This window comes from Sporosarcina sp. P7, from assembly GCF_002743425.1.
Classification (GTDB): domain Bacteria; phylum Bacillota; class Bacilli; order Bacillales_A; family Planococcaceae; genus Sporosarcina.
This window is the reverse complement of record NZ_PDZF01000012.1, coordinates 28,343-42,976: the sequence shown is the minus strand read 5'-3', so window position 1 is coordinate 42,976 and position 14,634 is coordinate 28,343. Positions and strand designations below refer to the sequence as shown.

Genomic DNA, 14,634 nt, shown 5'->3' with positions numbered 1-14,634 from the left:
GTTAGTACACCTCCACTGTGCCGAACATCAAATGGTGACCGATGCCGCAATATTCGTTACAAACTACCGTGAATTCGCCGTTGTTTTTCATGACTGATTCGAAGCGACTGATGTGTCCAGGTTCAACCATCATGTTGACATTTGTACCCGCCACTTGGAATCCGTGGACGACGTCTTTACTTGTTACTTGGAAAAGAACTGTGGAACCTTTTGGTACGCGAATCGTCTTAGTAGCGGTTCCATCTTCTTCTTTGCCGAGGTCATAGTTAAAAGCGGAAGCGACCATATTGACAACGTATTTACCGTCAGCAACTTCTGTCAAACCGAGATTGTCAGGTTGGAATGATTCGTTCGCTTCGACGTTTTGTGGATCGATTGTTTCGATATGACTTTGTGGATGTGTTCCTTTCCAGAATGCAGCAAAGCCAATAATGAGTAAGAATAAAACCAATGATGCTAAACCGAACACAATCCATACTTTTTCATACTTATGCAAATGCATAGTGTTTCCTCCTTTAATGCTAGTTATTATCTAGATAAGAATAATCCGTAAGCGCCGAACCACATGACAAGAATGACGATCCCGATGATCATCACCATGATCAGGGTACCTTTTAAATTCGCTTCTTCTTTTGGTTGATTTGTAGAAGATATCTTCTTGCTCAATACGGCCACCTCCTCGTCTAAATGGAATTCATACTTTTATCATAATACTAGCGAGGGAATAAAGTATTAGGGAAATCCCTATGAATAGAAGATTAAACGTTATGTTCACAATATGTTCAACCACTTTACATGCTTTTGTCATATACATTTCGTTGTATTTGCGATTTGGACTAGGTTGAAGGAACTAAAGGAAATATGTCAGATGCATAAAAATTCAAGTGTAACAGTGAGTAAATTGGGGAATAAAGAGTGAGGTAACAGGGGTTCAATATTGACCGTATGTTGGATTGAAATTACAATATAATTAGGTAAAACCTAGGAAGCCGGTGTGTGAAATGGAAAATGTGAAATGGATAACAGTAGAAAACCCCAATGAAGGGGCCAAAGAAGTATTTAAACTGATTTCTGAAGAACTTCATAATAATAGATTGCATGTACTGGGATTGGCTACAGGCAGCACGATGATTCCGATTTACAATGAATGGACTAATTCGTCGTTAGACTTTTCAAATATTACTGCATTCAATTTAGATGAATACGTCGGTATTGACGCGGAAAACCCGAATAGCTATGCATACTTTATGAATCAGCATCTATTCAGTAAAAAGCCGTTCAAAGAAACGCATATTCCGAATGGCATGGCTGAAGATTTAGATCAGGAGTGTAAAGATTACGAGAATAAATTGAATTCTCACCCGCTAGATATTCAACTTCTTGGAGTAGGGGAGAATGGTCATATCGCGTTCAACGAACCAGGAACACCATTTGATTCTGTAACACATGTTGCGACGCTGACAGACTCTACACTGGGCGTTAATAGTCAGTACTTCGAAAACGATGATAAGATTCCGAATAACGCATTAACGATGGGGATCTCTTCTATTGTAAAGTCGAAGAAGTTGATCATGGTGGCGTTTGGTGAGAAGAAGCGTCCGGCGATGGAGAAATTGAAAGCTGGAGAGGTCACAACGGAGTGGCCGATTACAAAGCTATTGCGTCATAAGGATGTAGTTGTGATCACTGATTTACAGCTTGATTGAGTAGAATAGAGTATTATTAGAGACTATCCTGGAAGTGCAAGCTGACTTCTAGGGTAGTCTTTTTTTGTACAATACAATCAACCTGGTACATGGCTTTGCCAATTTTAGACATGTATATTTCAAGCGTAACATAGTGTTTGTTTTTGAAATAATATTGTTACATTACTGTAATAAATCTAGAGTTTGGAAAATGCTAAGATATGGATACATAAATAAACAAGTACACAATGGAAAATACATACTATTATGGAGGAACTTATGAATCTATTACAAAAAATTATTTCAGTCCTAGCACTTTCCACACTTTTAATCGTCTCACCATTTGCGGGACAAGCAGATGCAGCGGGTAAAACAACAAATATCACAAAGACAGCAACTAGTTTAACGGGAATCAAATATCGCTATGGCGGTACGACTAGAGCAGGGTTTGATTGCTCAGGTTATGTTGGGTATGTATTCAAGCAAAATGGTTTAAAAGTAGCAAGAACTTCAAGCGCGATGTATGCATCAGGGCGTGCTGTAAAGAAATCAAACCTTCGTAATGGTGATTTAGTTTTCTTTAACACGACAGGACGCGGTGTTTCTCACGTTGGAATTTATGTTGGAAATGGCAAGTTCGCACATGCTTCTACATCAAAAGGTGTGCGTGTTGATAGAGTAAATGATACGTATTGGGGCAAGCGCTATATAGGTGCGAAGCGTGTTGCGGGTATTTAATAGAAGAGACATCGATCCTCCTACCTGGAGGATCGATTTTTTTTGCGAAAAAATACCGGATAGAGAGGGGGAGTCCCCATCTTATCCGGCAAGTATTAATTAGTTGCGTCTTGTGGAACGCGGATTGTCCAACGAGAGAAATCCGGTTCTTCTTTCTTCACTAATTCCTTAGGGTAGATGAATGTCCAAGGAGTTGTGCTGTTTGCTTTCACGGAAAGTGGAGGATTAAGGTCGAATGTTCCCCGAGCTACCAATTCTCCTGTTGCGTCAATCAATTCAAGCGGTAACTTTTCAATATTGATTTGTTTAGAGTGGCCGTTACGAACGAAAACGGATGCTGCAATCGTACCTTCATCTTGTGATTGGATTTGGAAACCGGCGATATTTACTTCGCGTGGCTTTAATTTCGGAAGATCGTTGACTATTTTTGATAACGCTTCTTTTTGCTCAGTAGGGAGTTGTTCTTCCCATGTTGGTGCTAATTCTAATTGATGTGGCATCATCGAGTGAACGTTGAATGCAAGCTTCCAATTCGCTGCAGGGATTTCTTCTACTAATTGATCTTTCTTTTCGAAAACGAATACCCATGGACGTGCGCTGCGCGCTGGGATTTCACCTAACTCATTCAAATCGAACTCCGCAGATGCGGCTGTATTGCCCTCTTCATCAAGTAATAATAACTCGATTTCGCCTACAGTGATCGCTTGATCAAGGGAAGAACGGAAGAATGCTTTAACTAACCAGCTACCGTTTGCAGGTTCCAAATCGATATCGATACCTGATAAGGAGATTTGATTTGGTTTTAAAGGCTCTAGTTCATTTGCTAGGAAACGAAAAACATATTCCTGCTCCTGTGTAAGATTCCATTGCTCATGAAGAGATAGTTCTGTTTCGATATCTTCATCGCCTGAAACAGCTTGACTATTTTCTAAAATTTCTTCGGATTCAACTGTACTGTCCAATCCGGTTTTTTCGGTTTTTTTGAATAAATTGAAGAGTTTCATTGGGAAACCTCCTGTTCTGTATTGAGTTGCTTCATGAATGCGATAATCTCAGACGCAATATCCCGGCGTAGGCGTTGATAGTGCTTGGCGAATAATTGCAAGCCTTCACGCTGGTAAATACGCATAGGATCTTCTTGTCCGTATGAACGCAATCCAATTCCTTCTTTTAGACGAGTCATTACTTCCAAATGCTTAACCCACATCGTGTCAATATAGCTCAACATGACTTGTGGCAACAGTTGGCTCACTTGTTCATTATCAGTGAAAGTGTCAATAAATGCAAACAACTCTGCCATTTCTTCATCGTACTCTTTCATTATATCTGCGGTTCTATCTAATGAATTGGGAAGACTTACAGGCGTCAGTAAAAGTGCGTTCATAGTCCGCTCGATACGATCAAAATCCCAGTTATCGGCAATTTCATTATCTGGGCAACTATCTAACACAACGAACTCCACTGTTTCTGACAACATCGTCTTGAGTTTATCGAAAATGTCCTCGCCTTCAAGTACGCGATTGCGTAAAGAGTAGATTACTTCACGTTGATCATTAATGACATCATCTAATTTTAGATTATACTCACGCATTGAGAAGTGCGCGCCTTCCACGATACGTTGTGTGCGTTCCGTTAGTTCATCTACTTCAGGGTTTAGTACTTTACCATTCTCATCCGTACGGACTTTCGTCAAGAATTTCTCGAGTTCTTCAGGAGAGAAGCGTATGTACATTTCATCTTCTAAAGAAAGATAGAATTGACTTTCTCCATGGTCACCTTGACGACCTGAACGGCCTCGTAACTGATTATCTACACGACGACTTTCATGTTTTTCTGTACCTAATACAAATAGTCCACCGTTTTCTTCCACGCCTTCACCTAGGACGATATCCGTTCCGCGACCTGCCATATTCGTAGCGACGGTAATATTGCCCGCTTGTCCAGACTCGGAAATCAATGAAACTTCCTGTTCGACACTTTTCGCATTTAATAGATGGAACTTCAATCCTTCATCACGTAAATACTTGGCGACTGCTTCGGACTGGAGAATAGATGTAGTACCGACCAATACAGGTTGTCCCTTTGCGTGACGAGAGGCTACTTCTTTTGCTACTGCTTTATACTTTTCCTCTGTCGTTCTGAAAACGCAATCAGGAGCATCGATTCGTGCACGTGGGCGGTTCGTCGGGATTTGGATTACATCCATATTATAGACTTCACGGAATTCCTTCTCCTGAGTTTTTGCAGTACCTGTCATTCCGCAAAGCTTTGGATACATACGGAAATAATTTTGAATGGTAATTTGAGCTTGTGCTTTATTTTCGTCTGTAATATCGACGCCTTCTTTTGCTTCAATTGCTTGGTGAAGACCATCTGATAAGGTTCTACCTTCCATAATGCGGCCAGTGAACATATCTACCAATTCAATTTTTCCGTCTCGTACGATGTAATCGACATCACGCTTGAAGATGACGAACGCACGGACAGCCTGGATGACGTAGTGGTAAAGTGTTTGGTGATCTAAATCGTACAAGTTCCCAATACCGAATGCTTTCTCGACTTTTTCAATACCTTTTTCGGTAAGGGAAGTTGCCTTTGTTGCTTCGTCAAAGTCAAAATCTTCATCTACTTTAAAGCGTTTGGCTAGGCGAGCTGCGATATGGTGAAGATCCGCATCGGCTTGCGTTTTGCCTGCTACAATCAATGGTGTTTTCGCTTCGTCGATCAAGACGCTGTCGACTTCATCGATAATAGCGAAGTGATAAGGCCGCTGCACTTTTTGAGAAGTGTGTTGCACCATGTTATCCCGTAAATAGTCAAAGCCGAATTCTGTTCCAACACCGTACGTAATATCTGCTTCGTAGGCGGCTTGCTTCGCTGGTCCTTGCATCATCGGAACATTCAATCCAACAGTCAATCCAAGGAAGCGATGAATTTGACCGATTTGATCAAAGTCTCGTTTTGCCAGATAATCATTGACTGTAATGACGTGAACGCCTTTACCTTCAAGCGCGCGTACATAGGATGGGAGAGAAGCGACGAGTGTTTTCCCTTCACCGGTCGGCATTTCAGCAATATTACCTTCTGTTAATACAGCACCACCGATTAGTTGCACATCAAAATGGCGCATACCGAGAACCCGTTTAGATGCTTCACGTACGACTGCGAATGCATCCGGCATAATGGTCTCGACAGTTGCGCCGTCTTCCAACTGTTGTTTGAATTGATCTGTCATTCCAGATAGATCATCATCAGACATAGCGATATATTTAGGTTCTAGTGAATTAATCTGCTCCACAATTTTGCGGTATTTACGCAATTGTCGTTCACTCGTTCCAGTTCTACGTTTAAAGATTTTTAACATGAATTAGACGCTCCTTTATAAATCTCTATCTTAAATGAGAGATTCCTATCTATTTTACCAAAAGGATCGATAAAAGACTATCTATATATAGATAGAGAAGAACAATAGATTGATCACAATGTACCACATGTAAAATGGTTAAATCCTCGTTGTGGCGGTATTAATTAGGGTTTGCAAGTAAGCGAGTAAGGGAATAGATGAGTAATGCATGCTAAATGATGAACTCTAGCAAAAATTATGTTATACTACAAGGAGATATGTACTTAATGCTATTTGGGGAGGAAAGACATGTTATTCATTGCAATGTCTGTAGCTTTTATCGCTGCAATCATACTAACACCGCTAGTCATCAAATTCGCGTATCGGATCGGTGCGGTTGACCGCCCCAATTATCGGAAAGTTCACGCGAGAATCATGCCTAGAATCGGCGGGCTCGCAATCTTCGGAGCGTTTATTATTGGATATGCTATATTATTGCCGAAAGACGAGCACGCAGTAAGCATCCTAATCGGTGCGGTACTGATCGTCATGATTGGCTTTTTAGACGATATGCTGGAAATCACAGCAAAAGCAAAAATGTTAGGCCAACTAGCGGCTGCGTTAGTTGTGGTTCTATGGGGCGGATTACAAATTGAATTCATCAACTTGCCGTTTCTAGGTCAGCTTGACTTTGGTTATTTCAGTATTCCGATCACGATCATTTGGATCATCGGAATCACGAACGCTGTCAATTTGATTGATGGATTAGATGGTTTAGCAGCAGGTGTTTCCACTATTGCGCTCATTGCCATTACGGTAATGGCTTTATTAATGGGAGATGTCTTTGTTGCTGCAACAGCTTCCATATTGGCAGCTAGTTCGCTTGGATTCTTAGTGTTCAACTTTCATCCAGCGAAAATTTTTATGGGCGACACTGGATCGCTGTTCCTCGGATTTATGATTTCGGTACTGGCATTACTCGGCTTTAAGAATGTCGCCGTTGTATCACTTGTTATTCCTATTATCATGCTAGGCGTTCCGATTTCAGACACATTCTTCGCGATTGTTAGACGCGTTCGCATGAAACAGTCTATTACAGCAGCAGATAAGTCGCATTTGCATCACTGTTTATTGCGCGTAGGTTTCTCGCATAGACAAGCTGTGCTTACGATTTATGGTATTGCAATTCTTTTCGGAGCAGCCGCTGTATTGTTCTCACAAGCAACAGTGTGGGGCGCATTGCTTCTGGTCTTCGTCATGCTGATTGTGATTGAACTGTTTGTAGAGTTGATTGGTCTGGCAGGAGCGAATTATCGTCCGTTGTTAAATTTAGTACGCATGATTGGTAAATAAGAAAAACGTGTCCTTGTCTGCTGCGAAGCGGATGAGGGCTTTTTTTTATGCTGAAATGTTTAAAGAAGAAGTGATTGTTGAGGGGGAGGGTACCGTTGATCGACGTTCCAGGCGGACGCTTTCCCGAGGGCGTGGCTTGAGCCGCTTCCCTCACTTCGTTCAGTCCAGGGTCTCAAGGCGCACGCTGATCCTGCGGGAAGAGCCGTAACGAAGAACGGCTTTTGCGAGTAAAAGCGAAGCGTTAGGAGCACATCTTTGCACTCGCCGCCTTCCACTTACGATCAACTAGTGTGGTTTTCTGAAATTAATGATTTTAGATTAAGATATCACGGTCCTAGTCATATGAACTTGAATGTAATAAGTGAAAAACTAACGCATACGACTAACTTTGTGGTGTTTTCTGGATTTAAAGATGTAAAATCAAAACCTTAAGTTTCCTTTACTAACTCTCCTAGATTCCACAACCCCCTACCTTTCATTCTCCACAAAAAAGCGATGAAACCGGAAAGGGCTTCATCGCTTCTGAATAAGCTATTGATAATTGGTGTAAACGGATGCGGAGGATTGATCCGTGTCTAGCTCGGTTAGAGAAGAGGAGTCAGGGATGAACCCTAAGTGGGATTTTAAAATCTGCTTTACTTCTTCTAGCTTCTGCTCATCTAATTTGTAATAGTACGTACCTGTCGACATATCGTCATAGCCTGTTAATGTGATGGTATCCACGTCCGGTAGTCCGCTTTTTATATACTGAATAAACGACAATATTTGCTTGGATGTCATATCGGTCTTCATGTTATCGCCAAGTGCATTGATGACGTCCCCGTACTTTGTAATGGATGTAATCGATGTCGCTTCTTTGATCATGGCTTGAAGAATCATTTGCTGACGTTTACCGCGCTCGATATCATTATCTAGTTTACGAGTACGTGCTAAAGCCAATGTGTGGCGCCCGTCCAGGCGATGAAGTCCTGGCATTAGATGAATCGCATTTTTATCATTTTCATCTTTCTCGATACGCTCGTATGGAACTTCAACTTCTACACCGCCAAGTGCATCTACAACATCGATGAATGCATTAAAGTTCATTTTGACGTAATAGTTGACTGGAACATCAAATAGTTCTTCAACTGTATCAATAGAAGCTTTCGTTCCACCGTACGCATGGGCGTGTGTAATTTTATCTTTATAGTTTACCTGTGGAATATAAACATAGGAGTCACGAGGTATGCTGACGAGTTTGATGCTTTTGGTTCTAGGATTCAAAGTTGCAAGCACTAAAGCATCTGATCTTCCGTGCACTTCATGATCCTGGCGTGCTTCGCTTTCGTCTACGCCAATCAATAGAATCGACACTTTATCTTTTGCAGGTTCTACATATATTTCTGGCGGATCTTGCTTGGCGATAGGTTCATACGAACGATCTAGTACATTCATTGCTTGGTTATGAAGCTTGAATGCATAAGTAGAAATAACTACGGCTGCGATAATGAACGTACAAAATGCTATTTTTAAAAAGCGCTTCGTTTTAGAAACCTTCATTTTCCGATATTCTTCTCTTTTCATTTTAAACCTCCAGGGTGTACGGCAGAAAAAAACCGTCAATGGCGAATCTATGGGAAGTTGATTCTGGTGATAAGTTACACATCTTCACATAAAAATCCATAGTGACCAAATAAAATTAGACCTAATGCTCATAGGATCCACCTTCTACCATTATACCCGCTTTTCGATTGGACGTATAGTCAGATGTCGAACTCTAGGAATTTATGTCCGGTTGTGGCGATGATTGCCTGGCCGTTCGTTAATTCCATCATCCATTTCACAAAAATCTCTTGATCTTCTTCAGGAACATATAAAAAGAGTTCAACGTCCTCTTCATAGATGATGTCGTTTAACGGGTAGTCGGATTGCCTTACTTCGTTTTCTACTTTACCTAGCCATGTATAATCAATAGAAACTTTAACTTGTGCTTGTAATTTTCTTTCCACAACACCTGTTGCGGCAATGCCTTCAGAAGCTGCTTTGCCATAAGCGCGGATTAATCCGCCACCACCGAGTTTGATGCCACCGAAATAGCGAGTGACGACAATCACGGTATCTTTTAGGTGTTGCTTTTTTAGAACTTCTAAAATAGGAAAGCCGGCTGTACCAGAAGGTTCACCGTCATCGTTCGCTTTTTGGATCTGGTCATGTTCTCCTATGATATAAGCTGAACAATTATGTGTAGCTGTATGATGGTCCTTTTTGATGTCCTGAATAAAGTCCAATGCCTCTTGTTCTGTCTCGACTCTCTTGACAAATGACAGAAAACGGGATTTTTGGATGACGAATTCACTCTCTCCGTACAGTTTTACGGTTTTATAATTAGCTCGCATTTGTCGTTCCCCCTACATTTGTAATATACTTATAATACTTTCTCATCATTAAAATGATATACTGTATAAGAAGTGTATAAGTATTTAGGCTAAACTGCAATAATGCTCACTTTGCAAATTTTCACATAAACAAGTGCGGGAGGGAGTTATTTGAACGACAAGGCAATTGACATTCAACAGATGGAGAAAATATTTGGCAACATGGTTAATGTAATGGATCGTTCAAAAGGCGATATCTTCTTAATTAGTGAACAAAGCCGCAGAAGTTATGAAGAAATGCAAACAGAGTTAGCAGAAGTGAAAGAAAGTATTTCTCATGTGATAACTGAAGGGGATTCTCTAGAGAACCTATCACGCCATTCTAGAAAGCGTCTTGCTACTGTATCAAAAGACTTTGTAACATATAGTGAAGAAGAAGTTAAACAAGCTTATGGTGTGGCAAATGACTTGCTTGTACGCGCCTCCATTAATAAAATGGAAGAGAAACAACTTCGTGAAAGACGGGATGAACTTGAACGTCGACTTATGTTGCTGCTCTCGACAATTGAAAGGGCAGACCAGCTTGTTAACCAAGTAACCACTGTGATGACATATTTAACATCTGATTTGAAAAATGTAACTACAGCACTGGAAACTGCACGCCATAAACAAGACTTTGCAATTCAGATTATCCAGGCCCAAGAAGAAGAGCGTAAACGTTTATCACGTGATATTCATGATGGACCCGCGCAAATGCTAGCCAATGTCTTGATGCGTTCCGGTTTAATCGAAAAAACGTTTGTTCGGCAAGGTCCTGAAGAAGCAATGCAAGAGCTGTCTTACCTAAAAGAAATGGTTAGGGGAGCGTTATCTGAAGTACGTCGTATCATTTATAATTTGCGACCAATGGCTTTGGATGACTTAGGGCTTGTTCCGACATTGCGAAAGTATTTATTGACCATTAGCGAGTACGAGGCGCCGCTAATCATTCATTTTCAAAGTAACGGAGCAGAAAAAAGATTTGCTTCCAATTTTGAAGTAGGTATTTTCCGTCTCATACAAGAATCAGTAAATAACAGTATTAAACATGCGAAAACTGATGAAATATGGGTGAAAATCGAATGGTTACGTGAATCGGTTAATATATTGATTAAAGACCAAGGCCTCGGCTTTGATACAAATGAAGTAAAAGAGAAATCATTCGGTCTCATTGGAATGCAAGAACGTGTGGAGTTATTGAAAGGAAAAATGAAAGTCACCTCGAAAGTCGGGGAAGGCACTTCGATTCTTTTTCAAATTCCATTGGACGAAGATCTGTAAGTAAGGTAATTACTGGGAGGAATAGGAAATGGAAGCGACAAAAATTTTGATAGTAGATGATCACCAATTATTCCGTGAAGGAGTTAAACGAATTTTGGATTTTGAAGAATCGTTTAACGTAGTAGCAGAAGGCGACGATGGTGTCGAAGTAGTTGAATTGTATAGAGAGTATGAGCCAGATGTAGTGCTGATGGATATTAATATGCCACGCATGAATGGTGTAGACGCGACGGAGCAATTAGTGAAAGAGTTTCCAAATGCGCGCGTTATCATGCTATCCATTCACGACGACGAGTCCTATGTTACACATGCTTTGAAAACAGGCGCTCTCGGCTACATGCTAAAAGAAATGGATGCAGACGCAATTATTCAAGCAATCAAAGTAGTAGCAAATGGTGGATCATACTTACATCCAAAAATCACGCATAATCTAGTAACAGAATTCCGACGTTTGAGTGAGAGAGAACATAAAGGATCCTTCCAGCAGAACGACATTCGTCGCCCCCTTCATTTATTGACGAAGCGTGAGTGTGAAGTTCTACAATTATTAACAGATGGCCAGAGTAACCGGACGATTGGTGAAACGCTCTTCATCTCGGAAAAAACGGTGAAAAACCACGTTTCCAGCATTTTGCAAAAAATGAGCGTAAATGACCGGACACAAGCTGTTGTTACAGCAATCAAAAATGGTTGGGTAGAAGTAAAATAATAATAGAATGAAAAAGGTCTTTGTACGTAGAAGGCCTTTTTCTCTACGTAGGAGGAGCATATGAAGAAAAAAGTGGCAGTCGCGTCCATGGCTTTAGCGTTCGTATTAGGCGCATGTAATAACCCAGATGAAACAAACGAGAACCATCCAGAAACTAGCGAAGCTGCACCGGGCAATGGTGCTATCGATCATGGAGTAGACGATAAAAAAGTAGGGTTCAGCATGTCAGGCGACCAAGTGGAAGAAGCTATAGATGTGCCAAAAGAAGATAAAGATGAAATTCTAGCGGCTTTTGAACGCTATATCGAAACATTGAACAATCAAGACGTAGAAGGTTATCTTGCTACGCTTTCTACCGAAGGCTATGATCTGGAAGAAGAGCGTCAGGCTATGGAAGAAATGCTTGAGAATACTACGATGAAACGTGAAACAGATAATGAAACGATTGTAAAGTATTCAAAGGATAGCGCACAGGTATTTTCTACGTTGAAAACGACATTCACGGACAGTGAGACAGGAGTAGAAAATGCACCCGAAGGTCGCCAAGTAACTGTTTTCACGAAAGAAGATGGGACATGGAAAGTGTTCTCTATCCACTTTATTGGTGATGAACCAGGAAACGAATAAACTTGTTTTAACTATCGATTGAGTGTCAAAACTTCCAGTTCGTACAACTGGGAGTTTTTTTATGCGAAAAAGCCATACTAATAGCGCTTGCTTTTCTTCGCTAAAGGAATTATAATCATTTTAGGAACATATGTTCTATTAGGAGGCGATATCAATGCCTTTGATCCCCGCAGAGGCAATGCCATATTTGGAAAACTACATTTACCTTCCTATGTTATTGACGATTATGGAACGAGACCGTCGGTTACTGGAGGAGGTTCCGTTTAAATTGAAAAGTCCATATCTTAATTTGTTAGACGAAACGATGAACACAGTTTCTGCTGATTTACGAACCACTGCTTTGTATTTACAAGAGCATAAAATGCGAGTGATACGCCATTCAACAGATGAACTATTTACGGAATATGTATTTTTATATGATGGCTATCAAGATATGCGTCGTTATTTAAATGTTCGCTTACGTAACCGGTCAGAAGAGTTACTGAATCTGTATATTAGGAAATTGTCGAATCAGAACTCTTCGGCTCCATGATCATATAATAGGAACTTCGCAATTCCTCTTGAGCGTTTTCAAATCGTTGAAACAAAATATGTGATAGCGCCATTTGGCGATAAACAGTAGCTATCGAAGTATCCAATTGCATTTGCGTATCATTTTTTAACATAACGGTCACGCCGTCCTCGTGTTGAACAACGTCTTTTACTGCATGATAAGCTACCCATGAGTTTTTATGTAAAGTGGGGGACAGCAAAGGGAAAAATAATAAAGGCCGGTCATTTGAATGGGTCAGCATGATCGGTGGCTTTGGACGATTTTTCAAATCAATTTTGGAACTGTTAATAATGGATTCAAAGTTGGAACGGTAATGTGCACAAGAATCTCTCATAATTTCTAGTGGTGTTTTCTCGACAATAAAAGTCCGGTCGCTTTCTACTACTTTTGTATAGTACGGATTTGCATGTTGTCCATGAAGTAATGCAAAAGTATGAAATGTAACAATATAAGATGATAGATAATGTGGATTAGCCATGTTGTTCCCCCCAGTTTTATAGGACCATATACGTATTAATTATAGTATAGAAAAAACTAAAATCAACTGTAATGTTGGAAAATAGTAAATACTCTATTAATATGGTGAATTTTATCGATTAGTAATGGATAGGTGAAGAAATGATGTGGATTGATGTAGCAGGCGGACGCGTTTGGGAAATACTGCGGTGAGCCAATTCAAATAGTAATCGTACAGTGAAATTAAAAAAACTGAAGACAACGCTACCTTCGTAGGCGTGATCTTCAGTGTATGACTTCACTTCAGTTTTGATACTCAATAGCCGCTGCGCCTAACGTCTTAGCTGCTGCAATCATAGCTTTTTCATCAATGTCAAAACGTGGATGGTGGTGAGGATAGGCTTCTGCCGGACGGGCACCTGTGAAGAAGAAAGTACCCGGAACTTTTTCAAGGTAGTAGGCGAAATCTTCTCCACCCATTTGTGGTTGCATTTCTTCTACACCACTTAGATCCGCAATGGATTCAGCAACAGTTTTCAGGTAGGTTGTTTCTTTTTCGTGATTGATCACTGCCGGATATCCACGGAAGTATTCTACAGTAATTTCACAATCGTGAGCCAAGGCTGTACCTTCAGCTACACGCTTTATTTCGTATTCCATGAGGTTGCGTACATCATTGGTGAATGTACGAACAGTTCCGCCCAGAACAGCTTGGTCAGCGATGACATTAAAAGCGTTTTCTGCGACGAATGAGCCGATGGATAGTACAGCTGATTCGATGGGGTCAACACGTCTTGAGACGACTTGTTGTAAGTTCATCACAAGCTGTGAACCGATTACGATAGCGTCTTTCGTTTGATGGGGAGATGCACCGTGGCCGCCAGCTCCTTGAATGGTAATATTGAATCGATCCGCTGCAGCCATGATCGGGCCTGAAGCATAATAGATGACACCTGATTCGAAAAGTGACCACAGATGCGTGCCGAAAATGACATCGACTCCTTCTAAACAACCGTCTTCGATCATTGCAATGGCGCCACCTGGAGCCAATTCTTCTGCGTGTTGATGGATAAATACGTATTCGCCAGAAAGCTCATCACGCATTTCATTCATAGCTTTTGCTAATTGAAGGAGCGTGGCGGTATGACCATCGTGTCCACATGCATGCATGACACCAGGTATAGTGGATGCATATGATGTATCTTTTTGATCTTGAATAGGTAATGCGTCAAAGTCTGCTCGCAAAGCAACTGTTTTTCCTGGCTTTGTACCTTTGACTCTTGCTACGACACCATTGCCGCCTACTCCAGTACGTACTTCTACTCCGAGACGTTTATAAAAGTCAGCGATATAAGCTGCGGTTTTCGTTTCTTTAAATGACACTTCGGGGTTCATATGTAAATATCGGCGGATCTCTACCATATCGTCATAAGATTGTTCTAGTTTCTGAAATAATTGTTCTCTCATTAATAAAACCCCTTTCAAATAGACAAATA

At 40.8% G+C, this 14,634-nt stretch carries 15 protein-coding genes; 7 read left to right on the top strand and 8 right to left on the bottom strand.

Going from position 1 to position 14,634, the window contains the following annotated elements; translation table 11 throughout:
• Position 1: 1 nt before the first annotated feature.
• Both CSV60_RS12185 and CSV60_RS12180 read right to left on the bottom strand, forming a co-directional pair.
• Entirely contained in the window at positions 2-502 is a 501-nt protein-coding gene (locus tag CSV60_RS12185) for a cytochrome c oxidase subunit II (RefSeq protein WP_099637181.1), read from the bottom strand.
• 26 nt (positions 503-528) lie between these two features.
• Positions 529-666: a cytochrome c oxidase subunit 2A gene (locus tag CSV60_RS12180; RefSeq protein ID WP_233189615.1), complete on the bottom strand. Its 138-nt coding sequence runs from the start codon at positions 664-666 to the stop codon at positions 529-531.
• A gap of 335 nt (positions 667-1,001) precedes the next feature.
• Here CSV60_RS12180 and CSV60_RS12175 point away from each other — a divergent pair, with 335 nt between their 5' ends.
• Together CSV60_RS12175 and CSV60_RS12170 are read left to right on the top strand one after the other, a co-directional pair.
• Positions 1,002-1,706 carry a glucosamine-6-phosphate deaminase gene (locus CSV60_RS12175; RefSeq protein ID WP_099637180.1) on the top strand — a complete coding sequence of 235 codons (705 nt, stop codon included), beginning with the start codon at positions 1,002-1,004 and terminating at the stop codon, positions 1,704-1,706.
• Positions 1,707-1,964: 258 nt separating this feature from the next.
• Positions 1,965-2,423, top strand: a complete 459-nt coding sequence (locus tag CSV60_RS12170) for a C40 family peptidase (RefSeq protein WP_099637179.1) — start codon at positions 1,965-1,967, stop codon at positions 2,421-2,423.
• A 95-nt stretch (positions 2,424-2,518) separates the two neighbouring features.
• Here the strand turns inward: CSV60_RS12170 and CSV60_RS12165 are convergent, their stop codons facing one another.
• Both CSV60_RS12165 and secA2 read right to left on the bottom strand, forming a co-directional pair.
• Positions 2,519-3,427, bottom strand: a complete 909-nt coding sequence (locus CSV60_RS12165; protein ID WP_099637178.1) for an accessory Sec system S-layer assembly protein — start codon at positions 3,425-3,427, stop codon at positions 2,519-2,521.
• Complete coding sequence (gene secA2, locus CSV60_RS12160; protein WP_099637177.1) at positions 3,424-5,787, bottom strand: accessory Sec system translocase SecA2; 2,364 nt, start codon at positions 5,785-5,787, stop codon at positions 3,424-3,426. The genes CSV60_RS12165 and secA2 overlap by 4 nt, the downstream gene beginning before the upstream one ends.
• Positions 5,788-6,075: 288 nt before the next feature.
• Here secA2 and CSV60_RS12155 point away from each other — a divergent pair, with 288 nt between their 5' ends.
• On the top strand, positions 6,076-7,119 hold the full coding sequence (locus tag CSV60_RS12155) for a glycosyltransferase family 4 protein (protein ID WP_099631143.1): 1,044 nt from the start codon (positions 6,076-6,078) through the stop codon (positions 7,117-7,119).
• Between the two features lie 531 nt (positions 7,120-7,650).
• Here the strand turns inward: CSV60_RS12155 and CSV60_RS12150 are convergent.
• Positions 7,651-8,682, bottom strand: coding sequence for an LCP family protein (locus CSV60_RS12150; RefSeq protein WP_099637176.1), 1,032 nt, complete (start codon positions 8,680-8,682; stop codon positions 7,651-7,653).
• A gap of 179 nt (positions 8,683-8,861) precedes the next feature.
• Positions 8,862-9,494 (bottom strand): YigZ family protein, encoded by a 633-nt coding sequence (locus CSV60_RS12145; RefSeq protein WP_099637175.1) that lies wholly within the window; start codon positions 9,492-9,494, stop codon positions 8,862-8,864.
• Between the two features lie 150 nt (positions 9,495-9,644).
• Between CSV60_RS12145 and CSV60_RS12140 the strand changes: the two genes are divergently transcribed.
• The 4 genes from CSV60_RS12140 to CSV60_RS12125 all read left to right on the top strand — a co-directional run bounded on the left by CSV60_RS12140 (position 9,645) and on the right by CSV60_RS12125 (position 12,661).
• A complete protein-coding gene (locus CSV60_RS12140) occupies positions 9,645-10,793 on the top strand; it encodes a sensor histidine kinase (RefSeq protein WP_199175285.1) in 1,149 nt (382 codons plus the stop codon).
• A gap of 28 nt (positions 10,794-10,821) precedes the next feature.
• Positions 10,822-11,502, top strand: a complete 681-nt coding sequence (locus CSV60_RS12135) for a response regulator (protein WP_099631140.1) — start codon at positions 10,822-10,824, stop codon at positions 11,500-11,502.
• A 60-nt stretch (positions 11,503-11,562) separates the two neighbouring features.
• Entirely contained in the window at positions 11,563-12,129 is a 567-nt protein-coding gene (locus CSV60_RS12130) for a nuclear transport factor 2 family protein (protein WP_099637174.1), read from the top strand.
• A 154-nt stretch (positions 12,130-12,283) separates the two neighbouring features.
• On the top strand, positions 12,284-12,661 hold the full coding sequence (locus CSV60_RS12125) for a YhjD family protein (RefSeq protein ID WP_099637173.1): 378 nt from the start codon (positions 12,284-12,286) through the stop codon (positions 12,659-12,661).
• On the opposite strand, the gene CSV60_RS12120 is transcribed toward CSV60_RS12125, so the two are convergent.
• Positions 12,624-13,160: a competence protein ComK gene (locus tag CSV60_RS12120; protein ID WP_099637172.1), complete on the bottom strand. Its 537-nt coding sequence runs from the start codon at positions 13,158-13,160 to the stop codon at positions 12,624-12,626. The two genes, CSV60_RS12125 and CSV60_RS12120, sit on opposite strands and share 38 nt — an antisense overlap.
• Before the next feature lie 281 nt (positions 13,161-13,441).
• Entirely contained in the window at positions 13,442-14,605 is a 1,164-nt protein-coding gene (locus tag CSV60_RS12115; protein ID WP_099637204.1) for a M20 family metallopeptidase, read from the bottom strand.
• Positions 14,606-14,634 lie beyond the last annotated feature (29 nt).

Excerpts from the sequence above, each read along its gene's own strand:
- CSV60_RS12185 (WP_099637181.1), bottom strand. The coding sequence starts at position 502 with ATGCATTTGCATAAGTATGAAAAAGTATGGATTGTGTTCGGTTTAGCA.
- CSV60_RS12175 (WP_099637180.1), top strand. The coding sequence starts at position 1,002 with ATGGAAAATGTGAAATGGATAACAGTAGAAAACCCCAATGAAGGGGCC.
- CSV60_RS12170 (WP_099637179.1), top strand. The coding sequence starts at position 1,965 with ATGAATCTATTACAAAAAATTATTTCAGTCCTAGCACTTTCCACACTT.
- CSV60_RS12165 (WP_099637178.1), bottom strand. The coding sequence starts at position 3,427 with ATGAAACTCTTCAATTTATTCAAAAAAACCGAAAAAACCGGATTGGAC.
- secA2 (WP_099637177.1), bottom strand. The coding sequence starts at position 5,787 with ATGTTAAAAATCTTTAAACGTAGAACTGGAACGAGTGAACGACAATTG.
- CSV60_RS12155 (WP_099631143.1), top strand. The coding sequence starts at position 6,076 with ATGTTATTCATTGCAATGTCTGTAGCTTTTATCGCTGCAATCATACTA.
- CSV60_RS12150 (WP_099637176.1), bottom strand. The coding sequence starts at position 8,682 with ATGAAAAGAGAAGAATATCGGAAAATGAAGGTTTCTAAAACGAAGCGC.
- CSV60_RS12145 (WP_099637175.1), bottom strand. The coding sequence starts at position 9,494 with ATGCGAGCTAATTATAAAACCGTAAAACTGTACGGAGAGAGTGAATTC.
- CSV60_RS12135 (WP_099631140.1), top strand. The coding sequence starts at position 10,822 with ATGGAAGCGACAAAAATTTTGATAGTAGATGATCACCAATTATTCCGT.
- CSV60_RS12130 (WP_099637174.1), top strand. The coding sequence starts at position 11,563 with ATGAAGAAAAAAGTGGCAGTCGCGTCCATGGCTTTAGCGTTCGTATTA.
- CSV60_RS12125 (WP_099637173.1), top strand. The coding sequence starts at position 12,284 with ATGCCTTTGATCCCCGCAGAGGCAATGCCATATTTGGAAAACTACATT.
- CSV60_RS12120 (WP_099637172.1), bottom strand. The coding sequence starts at position 13,160 with ATGGCTAATCCACATTATCTATCATCTTATATTGTTACATTTCATACT.
- CSV60_RS12115 (WP_099637204.1), bottom strand. The coding sequence starts at position 14,605 with ATGAGAGAACAATTATTTCAGAAACTAGAACAATCTTATGACGATATG.